This window comes from Ruegeria sp. BJ3 (genome assembly GCF_056535665.1).
Window position 1 is genome coordinate 1476951 of record NZ_JBQFIT010000001.1, and the last position, 16049, is coordinate 1492999.

Here is a 16049-nt window from a genome sequence, read left to right on the forward strand (position 1 = left end):
GTTTCGGTCGCAATTCGGCGCAGCGCATACGATTGGCACAGATTGGAAAATCAGAGAAAGTCCACGATATGATTGCGCTAACATTGGACATGCCGGCGATGGCGCGTTAAGGACGGCTCATGGTTTCTCGAGTTATACCCGTCGACCCATTTGATCTGGTCATTTTTGGTGGCACCGGGGATCTGGCGCAGCGCAAGATTTTGCCTGCCTTGTTTCGCCGTTATTGCGCGGGACAGTGGAATGACGATGTTCGGATAATTGCCGCAGCAAGATCCGCGCATGACCAGGCGGGCTATCGCGCGATCGTGGCCGAGTCGCTGGCCCAGCACGCACCTCCTCAAGCGGCGGATCCCGTCAACATTGATGGGTTTCTGAACCGGCTGCAGTATCTGCGGTTGGATGCCAGTTCTGATGATGGGTGGGAAAACCTTTCAGGGCAGTTGACGGATTCGCGGATCCGCGCCTTCTATTTCTCTGTCGGACCCGGGTTGTTCGCCCCGTTGGCGGAGAAAATCCGCCAGCACGGTCTGGCAAACGAGCAGACGAGGATCGTTGTCGAAAAACCATTCGGTCACGACCTGGACAGCGCGCGGGCGTTGAATTCCACGCTGGCCTCGTATTTCAGCGAAAGCCAAGTCTACCGGATCGATCATTACCTGGGCAAGGAAACCGTCCAGAACCTGATGGCCGTCCGGTTCGGCAACATGCTGTTCGAGCCGCTGTGGAACAGCCAGTATGTCGACCATATCCAGATCACCGTCGCCGAGACCGTCGGCGTGGATGGTCGCGAGGAATATTACGAGCGCGCCGGGGCCATGCGCGACATGGTGCAGAACCACCTGATGCAGCTGTTGTGCCTGATCGCGATGGAACCGCCCGCCAAGTTCGATTCGGACGCCGTGCGCGATGAAAAGCTCAAGGTAATCCGCGCGCTGGACCCGGTGCAGCCGCACCACATCGTGCGTGGGCAGTATTCGGGTGGTCCCGACGGGCCGGGCTACCGCGAAGCGGTGGGCAATCCGCGCTCGACCACCGAAAGCTATGTGGCGCTGCGGGCGCATGTCAGCAATTGGCGGTGGGCGGGGACTCCGTTTTACCTGCGCACCGGCAAGCGGCTGGTGGCAAGGTCCTCGGTCATCAACGTGATTTTCAAGGACGCCCCGCATTCCATATTTGGGGCCGAGGCCGGTCGGCATGCCAACACGCTGTCGATCCGGCTGCAGCCGAACGAAGGCATCACGTTGAAAGTCACGATCAAAGAACCGGGGCAGGGTGGCATGCGCTTGATCGACGTCCCGTTGGATATGAGCTTTGCCGAAGCGCTCGGGCCCGAAAACCAGGAAGCGCCGGATGCTTATGAGCGTTTGGTGATGGACGTGATCCGGGGCAACCAAACCCTGTTCATGCGCGGAGACGAGGTCGAGGCCGCTTGGGCCTGGACCGACCCGATCATTGCAGGGTGGCAGGCGCGCGGCGACGTGCCAAAACCCTACGACAGCGGCAGTACCGGTCCCGGCGACGCCGAACTGCTGATGAAACGCGACGGTCGCCATTGGCAAGGGATCAAGCCATGAAGATTCAGGAATACGCTGACAGGGACATGCTGGCCATTGATGTTGCCAACGTTCTGGCCGGAGAGTTGGAGGCCGCGCTGCTGCACAACGATGTTGTGGCTTTTGCGGTTCCCGGCGGCACCACGCCCGGACCGATCTTCGACAGCCTGTGCGCCGCGGACCTTGAATGGGAGCGTGTCCGTGTGCTGCCCACTGACGAGCGCTGCGTCCCGGCAGACAGTGACCGGTCGAACGAACGCCTGATCCGCGACCGACTTCTGACCAACCGGGCGGCGGCGGCGGACTATGTCCCGCTCTATGTTCCCGGCAAGGCGCCCGAAGAGGTTCTGCCCCAAATCGAAGCTCTGATCGAGCCGCTGCGCCCGTTGGCGGTGCTGGTTCTTGGAATGGGCGACGACATGCATACGGCCTCATTGTTTCCGGGGATGGAGGGGCTGGCGCAGGCATTGGCCAGCAACGCACCGGCGTTGGCCGTTGCTCGCCCGCAGACGCAGCCCGAGACGCGCATCACCCTGACGGGTCCGGTTCTGGATGGCGCCCTTTCCAAACACTTGGTCATCTATGGTGAAAAAAAGCGCGCAGCGCTCGAGCGTGCCATGAGCCTGCCGCCCGAGGAGGCGCCAATTGCGGCAGTCTTGGATGGAATGACGGTACACTGGGCGGATTGATCTCATGCAACTGGACACTCTAAGAACTCTAGCGGCCAAAGGCGCCGACACCCGAATCCTCGATCTGTTCGCGCAGGATCCCGGCCGGGCGCAGAGCTTCTCGGCCTCGACAGGCGATTTGCTGTTCGACTATTCGAAAACCCTGATCGACGCGGATATCCGTGCGGCGCTGATTGACCTGTGCGATCAGGCCGCTCTGGCCGAGCGGCGCGACGCGATGTTCCAGGGCGACAAGATCAACGAGACCGAGGGCCGCGCGGTGCTGCATACGGCGCTGCGCAATCTGGATGGCGGCCCGGTCGAGGTTGATGGCCAGGACGTGATGCCCGACGTTTTGGACACCCTGCAGCGCATGCGCGTGTTCGCCGAAGAGGTCCGGGGCGGAACGGCCCAGGGGGCCGGGGGCAGCTTTACCGACGTGGTGAATATCGGCATCGGCGGTTCGGACCTTGGGCCGGTGATGGCGACGCTGGCGCTGGCGCCCTATCACGACGGGCCGCGCCTGCACTATGTCTCGAACGTGGATGGTGCGCACATCGCCGACACACTGCGAGAACTGGACCCGACGCGGACGCTGGTGATCGTGGCGTCCAAGACCTTTACCACCATCGAAACCATGACCAACGCGCGGACTGCGCGGGCCTGGATGCTGGACGGCGGCGGCGACCCGGGGCGGCAGTTCGCGGCCGTGTCCAGCGCCGTGGACAAGACGGCCGATTTCGGCATCCCGTCTGACTGCGTATTCGGCTTTGCCGATTGGGTCGGTGGGCGCTATTCGGTCTGGGGTCCGGTGGGGCTGCCAGTGATGATCGCGGTGGGCTCGAACGCCTTTGACGCGTTCCTGCGCGGCGGGCAGGCGATGGACGTGCATTTCCGCGCCGCGGACTGGGCCGAGAACATGCCGGTAATGCTGGCGCTGGTGGGCATCTGGCACCGTCAGGTGCTGGGCCATGCCAGCCGCGCGGTGCTGCCCTATGATCAACGGCTGCTGCGGTTGCCGGCCTATTTCCAGCAGCTCGAGATGGAATCGAACGGCAAATCGGTGGCTATGGACGGCTCGGCGCTGAGCGTGCCTTCGGGGCCCGTGGTCTGGGGTGAACCCGGCACCAATGGACAGCACGCGTTCTACCAGCTGATCCACCAAGGCACCGACGTGATCCCTTGCGAATTCATGGTGGCCGCGGAAGGGCACGAGCCCGAGCTGGCCCATCATCACCGTCTGCTGCTGGCAAACTGCCTGGCCCAGTCCGAGGCGTTGATGCGCGGCCGGTCGTTGGAGGAAGCGCGGGCGCGCATGGCCGAGAAGGGCCTGCAGGGCGACGAGTTGGAGCGTCAGGCCCGGCATCGCGTGTTCCCGGGCAACCGGCCCTCGACCACGCTGATCTATCCGCAGCTGACGCCCTTCGTTCTGGGGCAGATCATCGCGCTCTATGAGCACCGGGTGTTCGTCGAAGGCGTGCTGTTGGGCATCAACTCGTTCGACCAGTGGGGGGTGGAGCTGGGCAAGGAGCTGGCCACCTCGCTGGGGCCGATCGTCGATGGCGATGCGGGCACCGAGGGCAAGGACGGCTCGACCGCCGCACTCGTGGCCTATGCGCTGCGGCACCGGAGCTGAAGCCCTGCAAATCTGACGACCTGCCGCTGCGGCAGGTCGCATTCTTTTATTGTCAGACAATTAAATGATTGGCAGGATCGGCCCCGAGGAGAAGCCCCGGGGCCGGCCATGTCGCCGTGCCGCCGGGCCGCAACAGACGCCGCATCAAGGCGGCGCGATGAATGGGAGGATGTCCATGCTGGGACAGATGATGACGCAACCGTTGTTGATTTCGTCACTGATCGATCATGCTGCGCGCTATCATGGTCAGACCGAGATCGTGTCGGTCGAAACCGACGGAACCGTCACCCGGACGAACTGGGGCGAGATCGGCGCCAACGCCCGGCGCATGGGTTCGGCGCTGACCAAGCTGGGCCTGCAGCCGCAGGATCGGATCGGCACCCTGGCCTGGAACAACCGCCGGCATCTTGAGATCTACTATGCGGCCTCGGGCGCAGGGTTTGTCTGCCACACGATCAACCCGCGCCTGTTCCCCGAACAGCTGGTTTACATCATCAACCACGCGCAGGACCGGGTGCTGTTCTTCGACGCCACCTTCCTCCCGCTGGTTGCCGCGATCCGCGATCAACTGATTGAGGTGAAGCATTTTGTCCTGATGGGGCCGCGCGACGAGGACGCACTCCAGCAGATTCCCGGCCTGGAATTCTATGACGAGTTGATCGAGACCGGCGACGCCGATTTCGAATGGCCCGTCTTCGATGAAAACACGGCCTCGAGCCTGTGCTACACCTCGGGCACGACCGGTCACCCCAAGGGGGTTCTGTATTCGCACCGTTCGACCGTTCTGCACAGCTTTGCCTCGAACACCCGCGACGTCATCGGGTATTCGGCGATGGATGTGGTGATGCCGGTGGTGCCCATGTTCCATGTCAACGCCTGGGGGTCGCCCTATGGCTGCGCCATGTCCGGTTCGCAAATGGTGCTGCCCGGGCCGGACCTGCATGGCGAGGCGCTGGTGAACCTGATCGACACCTATGGCGTGACGCTGGCGATGGGGGTTCCCACGATCTGGCAGGGACTGCTGGCCCACGCCGCCAAATGCGGCACCAAGCTGGAAAGCCTCGAACGTACGGTGATCGGCGGCGCGGCCTGCCCGCCCTCGATGATCGCGACCTTCCGGGAAAAATACGGCGTCGACACCGTGCATGCCTGGGGGATGAGCGAGATGAGCCCGCTGGGCACTGCCAACATTCCGCTGGCCAAGCATCGCAAGCTGCCGATCGAGGAACAGCACAAACTGCGCGAGAATCAGGGTCGTCCGCCCTTTGGGGTCGAGCTGAAGATCGTCGATGACGACGGCAACGACCTGCCGCATGACGGGGTCACGCAGGGCGACCTGATGGTGCGCGGCCATTGGGTGTTGGACAGCTATTTTCAGCTGCAGGATCAAGATCTTCTGCAGGATGGCTGGTTCGCCACCGGCGATGTGGCGACGTTGGACCCCGATGGCTACATGACCATCCGCGACCGCTCCAAGGACATCATCAAGTCGGGCGGTGAGTGGATCAGCTCAGTCGAATTGGAAAACATCGCCGTAGCGCACCCGAAACTGGCCACCGCGGCGGTGATCGGCGTGCCGCATCCCAAATGGGACGAACGCCCGCTGCTGGTGGCCGTCAAGGCCGAGGGCGAAGATCCGTCCGAGGCCGAGCTGCTGGAGTTTTTCGACGGCAAGATTGCCAAGTGGCAGGTGCCGGACAAAGTGGTCTTCGTCGACGCGCTGCCACTCAATGCGACGGGCAAGGTCCTGAAACGCAAACTGCGGGATGAATTCAAGGACGCCTTGGCAGGTTAATGCTTGATTTCTAAGGATTTTTGGCTCCGGCGGTAGGGATCGAACCTACGACCAATTGATTAACAGTCAACTGCTCTACCGCTGAGCTACGCCGGAACTGAGGGGCGTGTACCAATCTGCAAAGACGAGGTCCAGACGAAAATTGCTTTCTTTGGACGAATTGCGCGCCCCAGGTTTCCGTTTCGGATTTCAATCGGGGTGAACAGGTTTGTTGTTTCGTGCGGCAGTGAAACGTTGCGTTGATCTACGCACCGGCCGCGACGTGATCGTTTCATCCGGATCAGAAAGAGACTAGCCTCTCGATAATGCACCATTCTTCGGTGAACCTGTTGAAATCGGAAAGGAACCCAAGATGCGGACAGCTTGCAGGATTGCAGCGAAGCTTTTCTTCTTTGTTCTCGCCGCGCCGGGGATCGCCCAAGAGGCCGGAACCCTGATCACCGGCGCTCGGATTTTCGACGGTGTCCGTTCCGACCTGATCGAGGGTCAGGACGTTTTGATCCAAGACGGCATGATCACGGCCATTGGCCCTGATCTGGATGCGCCGGAGGGGGCGACGGTGATCGATGCGCAGGGTCGGTTCCTGATGCCCGGATTTGCCGACATGCATGCGCATCTGATGTTTCAGATGCCGTTCGGTATCGCATTCAATGCCGATCGCGAATACTGGGCCTATGTTGCCGCAACCGTCGCCGAACAATACCTGATGCAGGGGTTCACGACGGTCCGCGATGTCGGCGGGAACTCGTTTTCACTGAAACGCGCCATAGACGAGGGCATCCTGTCGGGGCCTCGGGTCTATCCTTCGGGTCCCATGATCTCGCAGAGCTCGGGCCACTCGGATCATCGGACGGACGCAAACGAGCCCGGTTCATTGGTGTTCGAGCCCAGCATTCCGATGAAATACTTCCATGTCGCAGTTGCCGATGGGCGTGACGAGGTTCTGAAAACCGTACGCGAGGTGTTGCGCCGCAGGGCCTCGCAGATCAAGATTTCGGTCGGTGGCGGCACCGGGTCATTTGCTGATCCATTGGACACCACGCAGTACACGGAAGACGAAATCCGTGCAGCCGTCGAGGCGGCCGAAGACTGGAACACCTACGTTACCGCCCATGTCTACAACTCGGATGGCATCATCCGCGCCGTCGAGAATGGGGTGAAGTCCATCGAGCATGGCAATCTGATGAGCGAAGAGGCCATGCGCGTGATGATGGAGCATGATGCCTGGCTGTCGCCGCAGGTCATCGTCTACACATTCCATCCGGCAGGCTACAACGACGAACAAAAAGCCAAGCATGACGAAGCCTATGACGGCATCAACCAGATGTTCACCATGGCCAAGGAGCTTGGATTCGAGAATATCGTCTTCGGCACGGACGTGATCACTTCTCCTGAGATGATCAAGCGCGCAAACGAGGAGTTCGTTCTGAGAACGGAATGGTTCGACAATGCCGAAATACTCCGTCAGGCAACCTCGAAATCAGCCGAGTTGCTTGCCTTGTCGGGGCCGCGCAATCCTTATCCCGGGGCGCTGGGTGTCATTGCGGAAGGTGCTCATGCGGATATCCTTTTGATCGACGGCAACCCCCTTGAGGACATGTCTGTCATGACCGAATACGAAGAGCGCTTCGATCTGATCATGAAGGGCGGGGTGATCTACAAAAACGAACTGTAGCGGACGATCTGCTGTGCAAATGCATGGCGGACCAAACTTGCGTCACAGGCGCTGAAAAATTCTCTGATGTTTCGCGGGTGTGATTGACAGGATTGGGCTGATCGAAAGACCAACTCCAGACTAACGGCGCCGGTCCTTGGGGGCAGGCTGATTGTATGCCTGGAACTAGCTGAAAACCCGGCCTGTCGGATCGGCAACCGACCATACACGGGACGCGAGCGGTTGGGTGCGCCACAAACTTCTGAAATCAGAGGATTTTGGCTCCGGCGGTAGGGATCGAACCTACGACCAATTGATTAACAGTCAACTGCTCTACCGCTGAGCTACGCCGGAACTGAGGCGCATATAGCAATCCGGTTTTTCGGCGTCCAGAGGGGAAAAGCACCGAGGGCGAATTTTTTGTGCGTTCAGGAGATGCGATGAAAACTGGTCTGCACCGACAGCGCGCCCCGGGGGGCGACGCGGTCTTTTCCGGTCAGGTCCACCAGATGGGCAAACACGTTGCGCTCGGCCGCTGGAAGCAGGGCAGGCGGGGTTTCGACATAGATCCGCTGGGCCAGATCCCGGGCTGTGCCCGGGCGCTCGGCCAGCGCGTCGAGTATTTGTGCCTCACGTTCGAGCCGGTGGCGGATCAACCAGTCAAGCCGACCCGAAGGGTCTGTGATCGGCGCGCCGTGTCCGGCATGGAAGACGGACCAGTCGCGTGCGCGTAGCCGGTGGCAGGCTTTCATGAAGTCTGTCAGATCGCCATCCGGAGGCGAAACCAGCGAACTGGCCCAGCCCATCACGTGATCGGCGGTGAAACACACGTCTCCCCAGGCCAGCGCGATGTGATTGCCCAGATGACCCGGCGTGTGAATGACCTCAAGGCCCCATCCGTTCCCCTCGATCCTGTCGCCGTCCGCCAACTCGATGTCCAGGCGGAATTCCGAGTCGATTCCCTCGCCGCCGCCGGCGAGGCCTTGCTCGGCCAGTTGGGACATGATCGCGCTGCGCCCTGCCTGTGGCCCGCCAAAGGCGTAGATCGGGGCACCTGTCCGCTCTGACAGCGGAGCAGCCAGCGGCGAATGGTCCAGGTGGCTGTGGGTGACCACGATATGGCTGATCTTTTGCCCGGGCTGCAGCGCATCCAGAATGGCTTGCATGTGACTGTCGCTCAACGGTCCGGGGTCGATTACGGCAAGGTCGCTGGTGCCCAGGAGGTATGTATTTGTCCCCAGATAGGTCATCGGCGACGGGTTTGGGGCCAGCAAGAGCCTGAGGCCCGGCTGCAGGGCGACAGGGATCCCCGGTTTCGGGTTGAAATCGTCTGCTTGCAGCATCTTGGCCTCTTTCTCTTGGCGGAGCAGCCCGCTAGGTTTAGCGCATGTCCTCGCGCTGGCTCAAACCCTATTTGCCCCGCAGCTTGTATGCCCGGGCGGCCCTGATTCTGGTGCTGCCGGTGATCGTGGTTCTGTTGGTGGTGTCGGTGGCATTCGTGCGTGAACACCTCGAGGATGTGACCGGTCAGATGACCCGCGCAGCGTCGCGCGAAGTGCGGCTGGTTCTGGAAGATATTCAGGGTGCCGAAACCCAACAGCAGGCGTTGGCCGCGGTGCGCCCGGATCTGAGGGTGCTGGACATGCAGGCCCGGTTTCTGGGGATCAACGAAACGCCTACGATTGAACCTCGGCGCTGGTATGATTTCATCGCACCGCAGATCGACGCTGATCTTCGAGAGCTGCTGCCGAACCTCGTAGCGGTATCGTTGCCGGACAGTCAGGTCGCGACTTTGTTCTTGAACACCCATCTGGGTGTTTTGGAGCTTGGCTTCGATCGCCGGCGTCTGTCGACGGTCGCCCCGCACCAGTTGATCGTCACGATGCTGTTCTTTGCGGTGATCATGACCTCGATTTCGTTCTTGTACATGCGCAATCAGTTGCGGCCGATCACTCGGCTGGCCGATGCGGCGCAGGCTTTTGGTCGCGGTCGGGTCGTGCCGTTCACCCCCGGAGGGGCCGTCGAGGTGCGGGCCGCTGGCAGCGCGTTTCTTGACATGCGCGCCCGGATCGAGCGGCAGATCGAGCAGCGGACCCTGATGCTGTCGGGTGTCAGCCATGACCTGCGAACACCTCTGACCCGGCTCAAGCTTGGCCTGTCGATGCTGCCCGAGGAAGATGCAAAGCCGCTGCTTCAGGACGTGAACGAAATGCAGTCACTCCTGGATGCCTTCCTTGATTTCTCGCGTGGCGCGTCCGAGGGCGAGCAGGTCGAGGTTCGTCCGGATGAGCTTTTGCGCTCGATCGTGGATGATGCGCAACGGGCCGGGCAAAGTGTCGAGTTGCTGCCGCTCGAAGGGCAGGGTGCAGTGATGCTGCGTCCGACTGCGATCCGCCGCGCCGTGGAAAACCTGATCGGCAACGCGGTGCGCTACGGGTCGCACGCGATGGTCAGCATGACTCTGACCGACAAATCGCTGCGCATTCGGGTTGAGGATGATGGCCCCGGCATCCCGCCTGAACAGCGGACCGAGGCGGTGAAGCCGTTCAGCCGGTTGGACCCGTCGCGGAACCAGAATCAGGGCAGCGGGGTGGGCCTCGGGCTGGCGATCGTTGCAGATATTGCTCGTGTCCACGGCGGTGTTTTACGCTTGGGACAAAGCGAGCGCTTGGGCGGTTTGTGCGCAGACATCATCATCGGGCGGTGATTTCGGCCGAATATGGTAGGCCCGGAGGGACTCGAACCCCCAACCAAAGCGTTATGAGCGCTCTGCTCTAACCAATTGAGCTACAGGCCCGCCTGAGCGCTTGGGTACCACGCAGAACAGCCGCGTCAAGCCTGACCGTTGCAACGCGGCGCACAATCGACTAACCCGCGCTGAAAGCATTCATGAGGGAACGGCCATGACAGCGGGCAAGAACGGCATCACCTATGCAGATGCGGGTGTGGACATCGATGCGGGCAATGCCCTGGTTGACCGGATCAAGCCCGCCGCCAAGCGGACGAACCGCCCCGGCGTCATGAGCGGCCTTGGCGGGTTCGGCGCGCTGTTTGACCTGAAGGGGGCAGGGTTTTCCGACCCGATCCTGGTGGGGGCAACCGATGGCGTGGGCACCAAGCTGCGGATCGCGATCGACACGGGCGTGGTCGATGGTGTGGGCATCGACCTGGTGGCCATGTGCGTGAACGACCTGATCTGTCAGGGGGCCGAGCCGCTGTTCTTCCTGGATTACTTCGCAACAGGCAAGCTGGACACTGACACTGCCGCGCGGATCATCGAAGGCATCGCCGAGGGCTGCGTCCGCTCGGGATGTGCCTTGATCGGGGGTGAGACCGCCGAAATGCCGGGGATGTACCCCGATGGCGATTTTGACTTGGCCGGCTTTGCCGTCGGCGCGATGGAGCGCGGCAGCGATCTGCCTGCCGGTGTGCAGGCCGGGAATGTTCTGCTGGGGCTGGCCTCGGACGGGGTGCATTCCAACGGCTATTCGCTGGTGCGTAAGCTGGTTCAGATCTCGGGCTTGGGATGGGACGCGGACTCGCCCTTCTGCGACGGGCCTTTGGGAGAGGCGCTGCTGACGCCCACGCGGCTCTATGTCAAACCCGCCTTGGCCGCGATCCGGGCCGGTGGTGTGCATGCGCTGGCGCATATCACCGGCGGCGGGCTGACCGAGAACCTGCCGCGCGTGCTGCCCGACGATCTGGGTACGCAAATCGACCTGAATGCCTGGGACCTGCCGCCGGTGTTCAGGTGGATGGCGGAAACCGGGGGCATCGCCGAGGCGGAAATGCTCAAGACCTTCAACTGCGGGATCGGCATGATCGTCGTCTGTGCCGCCGACCGCGCAGATGACCTGGCCGCCCTGCTGACGGATGCCGGCGAGAGCGTCGCGCGCATCGGATCGGTCACCGAAGGGGCGGGCGTCAGCTACGCAGGCAAGCTGCTGTGAGCCACAAGCGCGTCGCCATCCTGATTTCCGGGGGCGGGTCGAACATGGTGTCGCTGGTCGACAGCATGACAGGCGACCACCCGGCGCGGCCTTGTTTGGTTCTGTCGAACAATGCAGATGCTGGCGGACTGGCCAAGGCTGCGGATCGCGGGATTGCCACGGCCGTGGTCGATCACCGGCCGTTCGGCGGCGACCGCGCCGCATTTGAGGCCGAGTTGTGCAAGCCGCTGCTGGAAGCCAAGCCCGACATCATCTGCCTGGCGGGGTTCATGCGCGTGCTGACTGGCGATTTCGTGTCCCGGTTTCAGGGGCGGATGCTGAATATCCACCCCTCGCTGCTGCCCAAGTACAAAGGGCTCAACACCCACGCCCGCGCCATCGCCGCCGGGGATGCCGAACACGGCTGCACCGTCCACGAGGTCACCGCGGCGCTGGATGACGGTCCGATCCTGGGTCAGGCGCGGGTTCTGGTCGAACCCGGCGACACCCCGGATTCGCTTGCTCGGAAGGTGCTGGCCTGGGAACACAAGCTGTATCCGGCGGTTCTGGAGCGCTTTGCCCGTGGCGATCGCGCACCGGTGTTACTCCCCTGATCTTGCGCCAGAGATTTACATGAGCGGCCAATTCGGCCTATGGTCTGGCCAAGCGCTCGGGGCAGAAGAAACCAACGGGCAATGACCAGAGCAAGAGCAAGAATAGCAAGCGCATGAAGACCCTCAAAACCACGCGAGAGTTGGCTGACTTCTGCAAGGCTGCCGCCCAACACCCCTATGTGACCGTCGACACCGAATTCCTGCGCGAGCGGACCTACTACTCCAAGCTATGTCTGGTGCAGTTGGCTGTGCCCTCTGAAGACGAGGACAGCGCGGTATTGGTCGATCCGCTGGCAGACGGGTTGTCGCTGGAGCCGCTTTACGAATTGTTCCAAAACGAAAACGTCGTCAAAGTGTTCCATGCCGCCCGCCAGGACCTTGAGATTTTCTGGGTAGAAGCCGGCATTTTCCCCAAACCGCTTTTCGATACGCAGGTCGCTGCGATGGTTTGCGGTTTCGGCGAACAGGTTGGCTATGAAACGCTGGTTCGCAAGATCTGCAAACAGGGTCTGGACAAGACCTCGCGGTTTACCGATTGGTCGCGGCGCCCGCTGAGTGAGGCGCAGCAGACCTATGCGCTGGCGGATGTGACGCATCTGCGCAAAATCTATGAACATCTGGCCGCCGAGCTGGAAAAGTCCAAACGCAGCCATTGGGTAGCGGAGGAGTTGCGCGTTCTGACCGATCCCGCAACCTATGACATCCGCCCCGAAGAGGCATGGCGGCGGGTCAAGACCCGGACCAACTCGGCCAAGTTCCTTGCGGTGGTGCGGGAGCTTGCCCGGTTCCGCGAGGAATATGCCCAACAAAACAACGTGCCGCGAAGCCGTGTATTCAAGGATGATGCGCTGGTAGAACTGGCGTCGACCAAACCACGCACGCATGCTGATCTGGGCGGCTCGCGTTTGCTGCTGCGCGAAGCGCGCAAAGGTGCCATCGCCGACGGGATTCTGGCCGCCGTGCAGGCAGGTGTGAATTGCCCGCCAGAGGATCTTCCCAAAGTGGACAACAGCCGGGACAAGATCAAGGTGAACCCTGCGCTGGCTGACTTGCTGCGAGTTTTGCTGAAGTCAAAGACGGAAACCGCAGGGGTCGCGGCCAAGCTCATCGCGACCAGCTCGGAGCTGGATCAGATCGCGGCTGGGGACCGTGACGTTGCTGCGATGTCCGGCTGGCGGTTCGAGGTCTTTGGCGAGGACGCGCTCAAACTTTGCAGAGGCGAGATTGCCTTGGCAGCGAAGGGGCAAACTGTTCAGGTCGTCCCCCTGTAAGATTGATTTCAGCGCCGACGCGATTCCAAGGCGTTCTGCTGACCGACCACGCGGATCAGACGAATGCCTTCAAGGTCCTGACGGCTGACATTGACTGCATCGGTCACTTCACGCGTACGTTCGGGCCCCTGCGCAGTGGCATAGGTCGGGTAGTTCACGCGGAAAACGAACTCCATAACGCCGTTCTTCCGGTTTTCCTCGGATTCGACGAAGGTGAGCTTTGCGTCATAGGCGCCCTGGCGGAAGGCGGTGCCTTGCGCGACAACGATGGCACCCGAGGCGTTCGGCTCGATCCGCAGCTCAGTGATGGTGGTGATCGGTACGCTGGTATCTTCGGGTTCAGGGCGCGCGAACAGTCCCCGGCCCGAGCTTTGCTTCGGCACCAGCGCATCTGCGTCGCTGGCCGATGTCTCGACCGGGGCAGGGGTGCTGTTCCCGAACCAGTTCGACGGGTTTGCCCGGGAATCGCGCCAGCTGCTGCAGGCGGACAGGGTCAACAGGGTGACGAGAAGGACGGAAACAGTTTTTTGCATGGACCCAAAGCTTTGCAAGGTATTACTCGCACTGGGTAGCCTACTTTGGGTCGTTTGAAAAGCCGCCCATAGGGGTGGACACCGGACATCGGGCGACTTAGGTCAGAACCAGAACCGCAACCAGAGGACCCACGTTCATGGCCACGCCTGCCTTTGAGGAGATTGTCGAGGATTTCGAGTTCCTTGAGGACTGGGAAGACCGGTACCGCCACGTGATCGAGCAGGGCAAGGCGATGGCTCCGCTGGATGACGCCTTGAAGGTGCCGGCAACCAAAGTCCATGGCTGCGCCAGTCAGGTCTGGCTTCATCCGGTGATCGAAAATGGTGTTTTTCGGTTTGACGGCGACAGCGATGCGCTGATCGTGCGTGGTCTGATTGCTGTATTGCGCTCGCTTTACAACGGTTTGCCCGTTGCCGAAGTGGAGAAGGTCGACGCCGCGGCCGAGCTTGCCCGATTGGGGTTGAATGAACATCTGTCGGCCCAGCGGTCAAACGGTGTGCGTGCGATGATCGACCGAATCCGAGACGTAGCGCGCGAAAACGCCTGAGCCGGGTTCGCCACTCGGGGGCCAATCAGGAAGATTTGGGGCGTGCGCCGGCCCAGTCTGTCAGCGTGGTCTGGAGATCGCCATATCCGGTGAAACGGCGTTCGAACTCCAGCCCCATCCGCTCCGCGCATTCCTGTGCCCGACGGGTCAGTTCGGGGTCATCTGTCTGCGCCTGGTAGATCAGCTTGGTGTAATTTCCGAAATACATGTCGCGCAGTTCCGGGTGCCGATCCAGCCCCAGCGGCTTCCAGACGAACGCATCGAATTGTCTGGCCAGAAAGTCGGTCAGGTAGAAGGCCGTAGTCTCATCGTCGCCGCGTTCGGCGAATTTTTCGTTTCCTTCGAAGAAGGAATAGCAGTGCGGCCCCCGCACCATTTCGACACCCAGCCGTTTACACGCCTGCTCCAACAGTCCGCCGGTCCCGCAATCGGCATAGACGACAAAAATCCGGTCATACTGGTCGCGATGCTTGGCGACGGCATCCTCGACAGCCTGAGTGATCCGTTCGGGATAGACATGCAGGATGGCAGGCAGGCACGTCAGTGCAAGGTGGTCCCAGCCGTTGCGTGTCTTCAGATCCAGAATCTCGCGCGCCAACGCACCGCAGGCGATCAACAGGATGCTTTGCTGTGAATCCATTTCGTCAAACCCCTGTTCCGTCAGGCATTTGTCGTCAGGTATGTCATGCTGCGGCATGTGTCGCCTCCGCAAGGTTCCAATGTCAAATGACTGCGAAAAAGCCCCGGATGCAAGTTCGCGGCCTTTGGGATCACACACTCGGCACCTGAGTTTCGATCTCGTTGTGATGCCACGGCCCGGAAATGAAAAAGCCGCCCGGACAGGCGGCTTTGACAAAACAAGGCGTGCAGGATCAACCCGCCAGTTGGTTGTGCTTGCGCGAGACGAACTCCTTGGCGGTTTCGACCGCAACCGCCGCGTCCCGGCAATAGGCGTCAGCGCCGATCGCCTTGCCGAACTCTTCGTTCAGCGGGGCGCCGCCTACCAGCACGATGTAATCGTCACGCTTGCCCTGTTCGACCAACGTGTCGATGACCACTTTCATGTACGGCATGGTCGTCGTCAGCAGGGCCGACATGCCCAGAATATCAGGCTGCTCGGTTTCAAGCGCTTCCAGGTAGTTTTCGACCGGATTGTTGATGCCGATATCGACAACCTCGAAACCGGCGCCTTCCATCATCATCGAGACGAGGTTCTTGCCGATGTCGTGGATGTCGCCCTTGACGGTGCCGATCACCATCTTGCCAACGCGCGGAGCGCCGGTTTCCGCCAGCAGAGGCTTGAGGATGGCCATGCCGCCCTTCATCGCGTTGGCGGCCAGCAGAACTTCGGGCACGAACAGGATGCCGTCGCGGAAATCCTGGCCGACGATAGTCATGCCGCCGACAAGCGCCTTGGTCAGAATGTCATAAGGTGCCCATCCACGTTCCAGCAGGATGTTCACGCCTTCTTCGATCTCTTCCTTCAGACCATCGTAGAGGTCATCAAACATCTGTTCGACGAGTTCGTCGTCGTTGAGTTCCGACAGGACGATGTCTTCTTCATCGGACATGGGTCATTTCCCTGAGCTGGCGGGCCTTGCGCCCTTGGTGGCTGTTTTTCCCGTTTTGGCCATTTCGCCGCAGTTAGACTGTGACGATTGCGACCTCGGCGGTTCCGAGACCGACCTATAGGTGAAAATCTTGCCGCGCTCGACGCCAAATTTCACATGATCTTTCTGAGCGGTATTCATGGGTTCTGTGCTTGAGACAAGGCCGGCAACTGTGATGGCAGACTTGCCGCGGAAACCCGCAGATGCTAGGAATTACGTGAACAAAGAGGGAACAAAT

14 protein-coding genes and 3 tRNA genes are annotated in these 16049 nt (G+C 61.2%); 10 read left to right on the top strand and 7 right to left on the bottom strand.

Annotated features, from left to right (window positions below; translation table 11 throughout):
* Positions 1 to 119: 119 nt before the first annotated feature.
* From zwf to ACR3EL_RS07430, 4 genes are all read left to right on the top strand, one after another.
* Positions 120 to 1574, top strand: a complete 1455-nt coding sequence (gene zwf / locus ACR3EL_RS07415) for a glucose-6-phosphate dehydrogenase (RefSeq protein WP_170338419.1) — start codon at positions 120 to 122, stop codon at positions 1572 to 1574.
* Entirely contained in the window at positions 1571 to 2242 is a 672-nt protein-coding gene (pgl, locus tag ACR3EL_RS07420) for a 6-phosphogluconolactonase (RefSeq protein ID WP_170338420.1), read from the top strand. The genes zwf and pgl overlap by 4 nt, the downstream gene beginning before the upstream one ends.
* Positions 2243 to 2246: 4 nt before the next feature.
* Positions 2247 to 3857: a glucose-6-phosphate isomerase gene (pgi, locus tag ACR3EL_RS07425; RefSeq protein WP_170338423.1), complete on the top strand. Its 1611-nt coding sequence runs from the start codon at positions 2247 to 2249 to the stop codon at positions 3855 to 3857.
* A gap of 175 nt (positions 3858 to 4032) precedes the next feature.
* Positions 4033 to 5652 (top strand): long-chain-fatty-acid--CoA ligase, encoded by a 1620-nt coding sequence (locus ACR3EL_RS07430; RefSeq protein WP_480721027.1) that lies wholly within the window; start codon positions 4033 to 4035, stop codon positions 5650 to 5652.
* 21 nt (positions 5653 to 5673) lie between these two features.
* Here the strand turns inward: ACR3EL_RS07430 and ACR3EL_RS07435 are convergent.
* A tRNA-Asn gene (locus tag ACR3EL_RS07435) sits at positions 5674 to 5748 on the bottom strand.
* 256 nt (positions 5749 to 6004) lie between these two features.
* On the opposite strand from ACR3EL_RS07435, the gene ACR3EL_RS07440 reads away from it, so the two are divergent.
* Positions 6005 to 7327: a metal-dependent hydrolase family protein gene (locus tag ACR3EL_RS07440; protein ID WP_480721029.1), complete on the top strand. Its 1323-nt coding sequence runs from the start codon at positions 6005 to 6007 to the stop codon at positions 7325 to 7327.
* Positions 7328 to 7585: 258 nt separating this feature from the next.
* Here the strand turns inward: ACR3EL_RS07440 and ACR3EL_RS07445 are convergent.
* Together ACR3EL_RS07445 and ACR3EL_RS07450 are read right to left on the bottom strand one after the other, a co-directional pair.
* Positions 7586 to 7660, bottom strand: a tRNA-Asn gene (locus ACR3EL_RS07445).
* A gap of 74 nt (positions 7661 to 7734) precedes the next feature.
* Positions 7735 to 8649, bottom strand: a complete 915-nt coding sequence (locus ACR3EL_RS07450) for an MBL fold metallo-hydrolase (protein ID WP_170338426.1) — start codon at positions 8647 to 8649, stop codon at positions 7735 to 7737.
* A gap of 44 nt (positions 8650 to 8693) precedes the next feature.
* On the opposite strand from ACR3EL_RS07450, the gene ACR3EL_RS07455 reads away from it, so the two are divergent.
* Positions 8694 to 10013, top strand: coding sequence for an ATP-binding protein (locus tag ACR3EL_RS07455; protein ID WP_170338428.1), 1320 nt, complete (start codon positions 8694 to 8696; stop codon positions 10011 to 10013).
* Between the two features lie 13 nt (positions 10014 to 10026).
* Here ACR3EL_RS07455 and ACR3EL_RS07460 read toward each other — a convergent pair.
* Positions 10027 to 10103: transfer RNA gene (locus ACR3EL_RS07460), tRNA-Ile, on the bottom strand.
* 106 nt (positions 10104 to 10209) lie between these two features.
* On the opposite strand from ACR3EL_RS07460, the gene purM reads away from it, so the two are divergent.
* The 3 genes from purM (at position 10210) to rnd (ending at position 13120) form a co-directional block, all read left to right on the top strand.
* A complete protein-coding gene (gene purM, locus ACR3EL_RS07465; protein ID WP_480721032.1) occupies positions 10210 to 11256 on the top strand; it encodes a phosphoribosylformylglycinamidine cyclo-ligase in 1047 nt (348 codons plus the stop codon).
* Entirely contained in the window at positions 11253 to 11849 is a 597-nt protein-coding gene (gene purN / locus ACR3EL_RS07470) for a phosphoribosylglycinamide formyltransferase (RefSeq protein WP_170338432.1), read from the top strand. Before purM ends, purN begins: the two co-directional genes overlap by 4 nt.
* 113 nt (positions 11850 to 11962) lie before the next feature.
* Positions 11963 to 13120, top strand: a complete 1158-nt coding sequence (rnd, locus tag ACR3EL_RS07475) for a ribonuclease D (protein ID WP_093962192.1) — start codon at positions 11963 to 11965, stop codon at positions 13118 to 13120.
* A gap of 8 nt (positions 13121 to 13128) precedes the next feature.
* Here rnd and ACR3EL_RS07480 read toward each other — a convergent pair whose 3' ends face one another.
* Positions 13129 to 13653 (bottom strand): hypothetical protein, encoded by a 525-nt coding sequence (locus tag ACR3EL_RS07480; protein WP_170338433.1) that lies wholly within the window; start codon positions 13651 to 13653, stop codon positions 13129 to 13131.
* A 137-nt stretch (positions 13654 to 13790) separates the two neighbouring features.
* Here ACR3EL_RS07480 and ACR3EL_RS07485 point away from each other — a divergent pair, with 137 nt between their 5' ends.
* Entirely contained in the window at positions 13791 to 14201 is a 411-nt protein-coding gene (locus ACR3EL_RS07485) for a SufE family protein (RefSeq protein WP_170368495.1), read from the top strand.
* A 25-nt stretch (positions 14202 to 14226) separates the two neighbouring features.
* On the opposite strand, the gene ACR3EL_RS07490 is transcribed toward ACR3EL_RS07485, so the two are convergent.
* Both ACR3EL_RS07490 and ACR3EL_RS07495 read right to left on the bottom strand, forming a co-directional pair.
* Entirely contained in the window at positions 14227 to 14898 is a 672-nt protein-coding gene (locus ACR3EL_RS07490) for a DUF1638 domain-containing protein (protein ID WP_170368494.1), read from the bottom strand.
* Between the two features lie 175 nt (positions 14899 to 15073).
* Positions 15074 to 15772: a corrinoid protein gene (locus tag ACR3EL_RS07495; RefSeq protein ID WP_093962188.1), complete on the bottom strand. Its 699-nt coding sequence runs from the start codon at positions 15770 to 15772 to the stop codon at positions 15074 to 15076.
* Between the last annotated feature and the right edge of the window lie 277 nt (positions 15773 to 16049).

What these genes read in the sequence shown, in the direction of transcription:
- zwf (WP_170338419.1), top strand. Translation starts at nt 120, where the DNA reads ATGGTTTCTCGAGTTATACCCGTCGACCCATTTGATCTGGTCATTTTT.
- pgl (WP_170338420.1), top strand. Translation starts at nt 1,571, where the DNA reads ATGAAGATTCAGGAATACGCTGACAGGGACATGCTGGCCATTGATGTT.
- pgi (WP_170338423.1), top strand. Translation starts at nt 2,247, where the DNA reads ATGCAACTGGACACTCTAAGAACTCTAGCGGCCAAAGGCGCCGACACC.
- ACR3EL_RS07430 (WP_480721027.1), top strand. Translation starts at nt 4,033, where the DNA reads ATGCTGGGACAGATGATGACGCAACCGTTGTTGATTTCGTCACTGATC.
- ACR3EL_RS07440 (WP_480721029.1), top strand. Translation starts at nt 6,005, where the DNA reads ATGCGGACAGCTTGCAGGATTGCAGCGAAGCTTTTCTTCTTTGTTCTC.
- ACR3EL_RS07450 (WP_170338426.1), bottom strand. Translation starts at nt 8,649, where the DNA reads ATGCTGCAAGCAGACGATTTCAACCCGAAACCGGGGATCCCTGTCGCC.
- ACR3EL_RS07455 (WP_170338428.1), top strand. Translation starts at nt 8,694, where the DNA reads ATGTCCTCGCGCTGGCTCAAACCCTATTTGCCCCGCAGCTTGTATGCC.
- purM (WP_480721032.1), top strand. Translation starts at nt 10,210, where the DNA reads ATGACAGCGGGCAAGAACGGCATCACCTATGCAGATGCGGGTGTGGAC.
- rnd (WP_093962192.1), top strand. Translation starts at nt 11,963, where the DNA reads ATGAAGACCCTCAAAACCACGCGAGAGTTGGCTGACTTCTGCAAGGCT.
- ACR3EL_RS07480 (WP_170338433.1), bottom strand. Translation starts at nt 13,653, where the DNA reads ATGCAAAAAACTGTTTCCGTCCTTCTCGTCACCCTGTTGACCCTGTCC.
- ACR3EL_RS07485 (WP_170368495.1), top strand. Translation starts at nt 13,791, where the DNA reads ATGGCCACGCCTGCCTTTGAGGAGATTGTCGAGGATTTCGAGTTCCTT.
- ACR3EL_RS07490 (WP_170368494.1), bottom strand. Translation starts at nt 14,898, where the DNA reads ATGCCGCAGCATGACATACCTGACGACAAATGCCTGACGGAACAGGGG.
- ACR3EL_RS07495 (WP_093962188.1), bottom strand. Translation starts at nt 15,772, where the DNA reads ATGTCCGATGAAGAAGACATCGTCCTGTCGGAACTCAACGACGACGAA.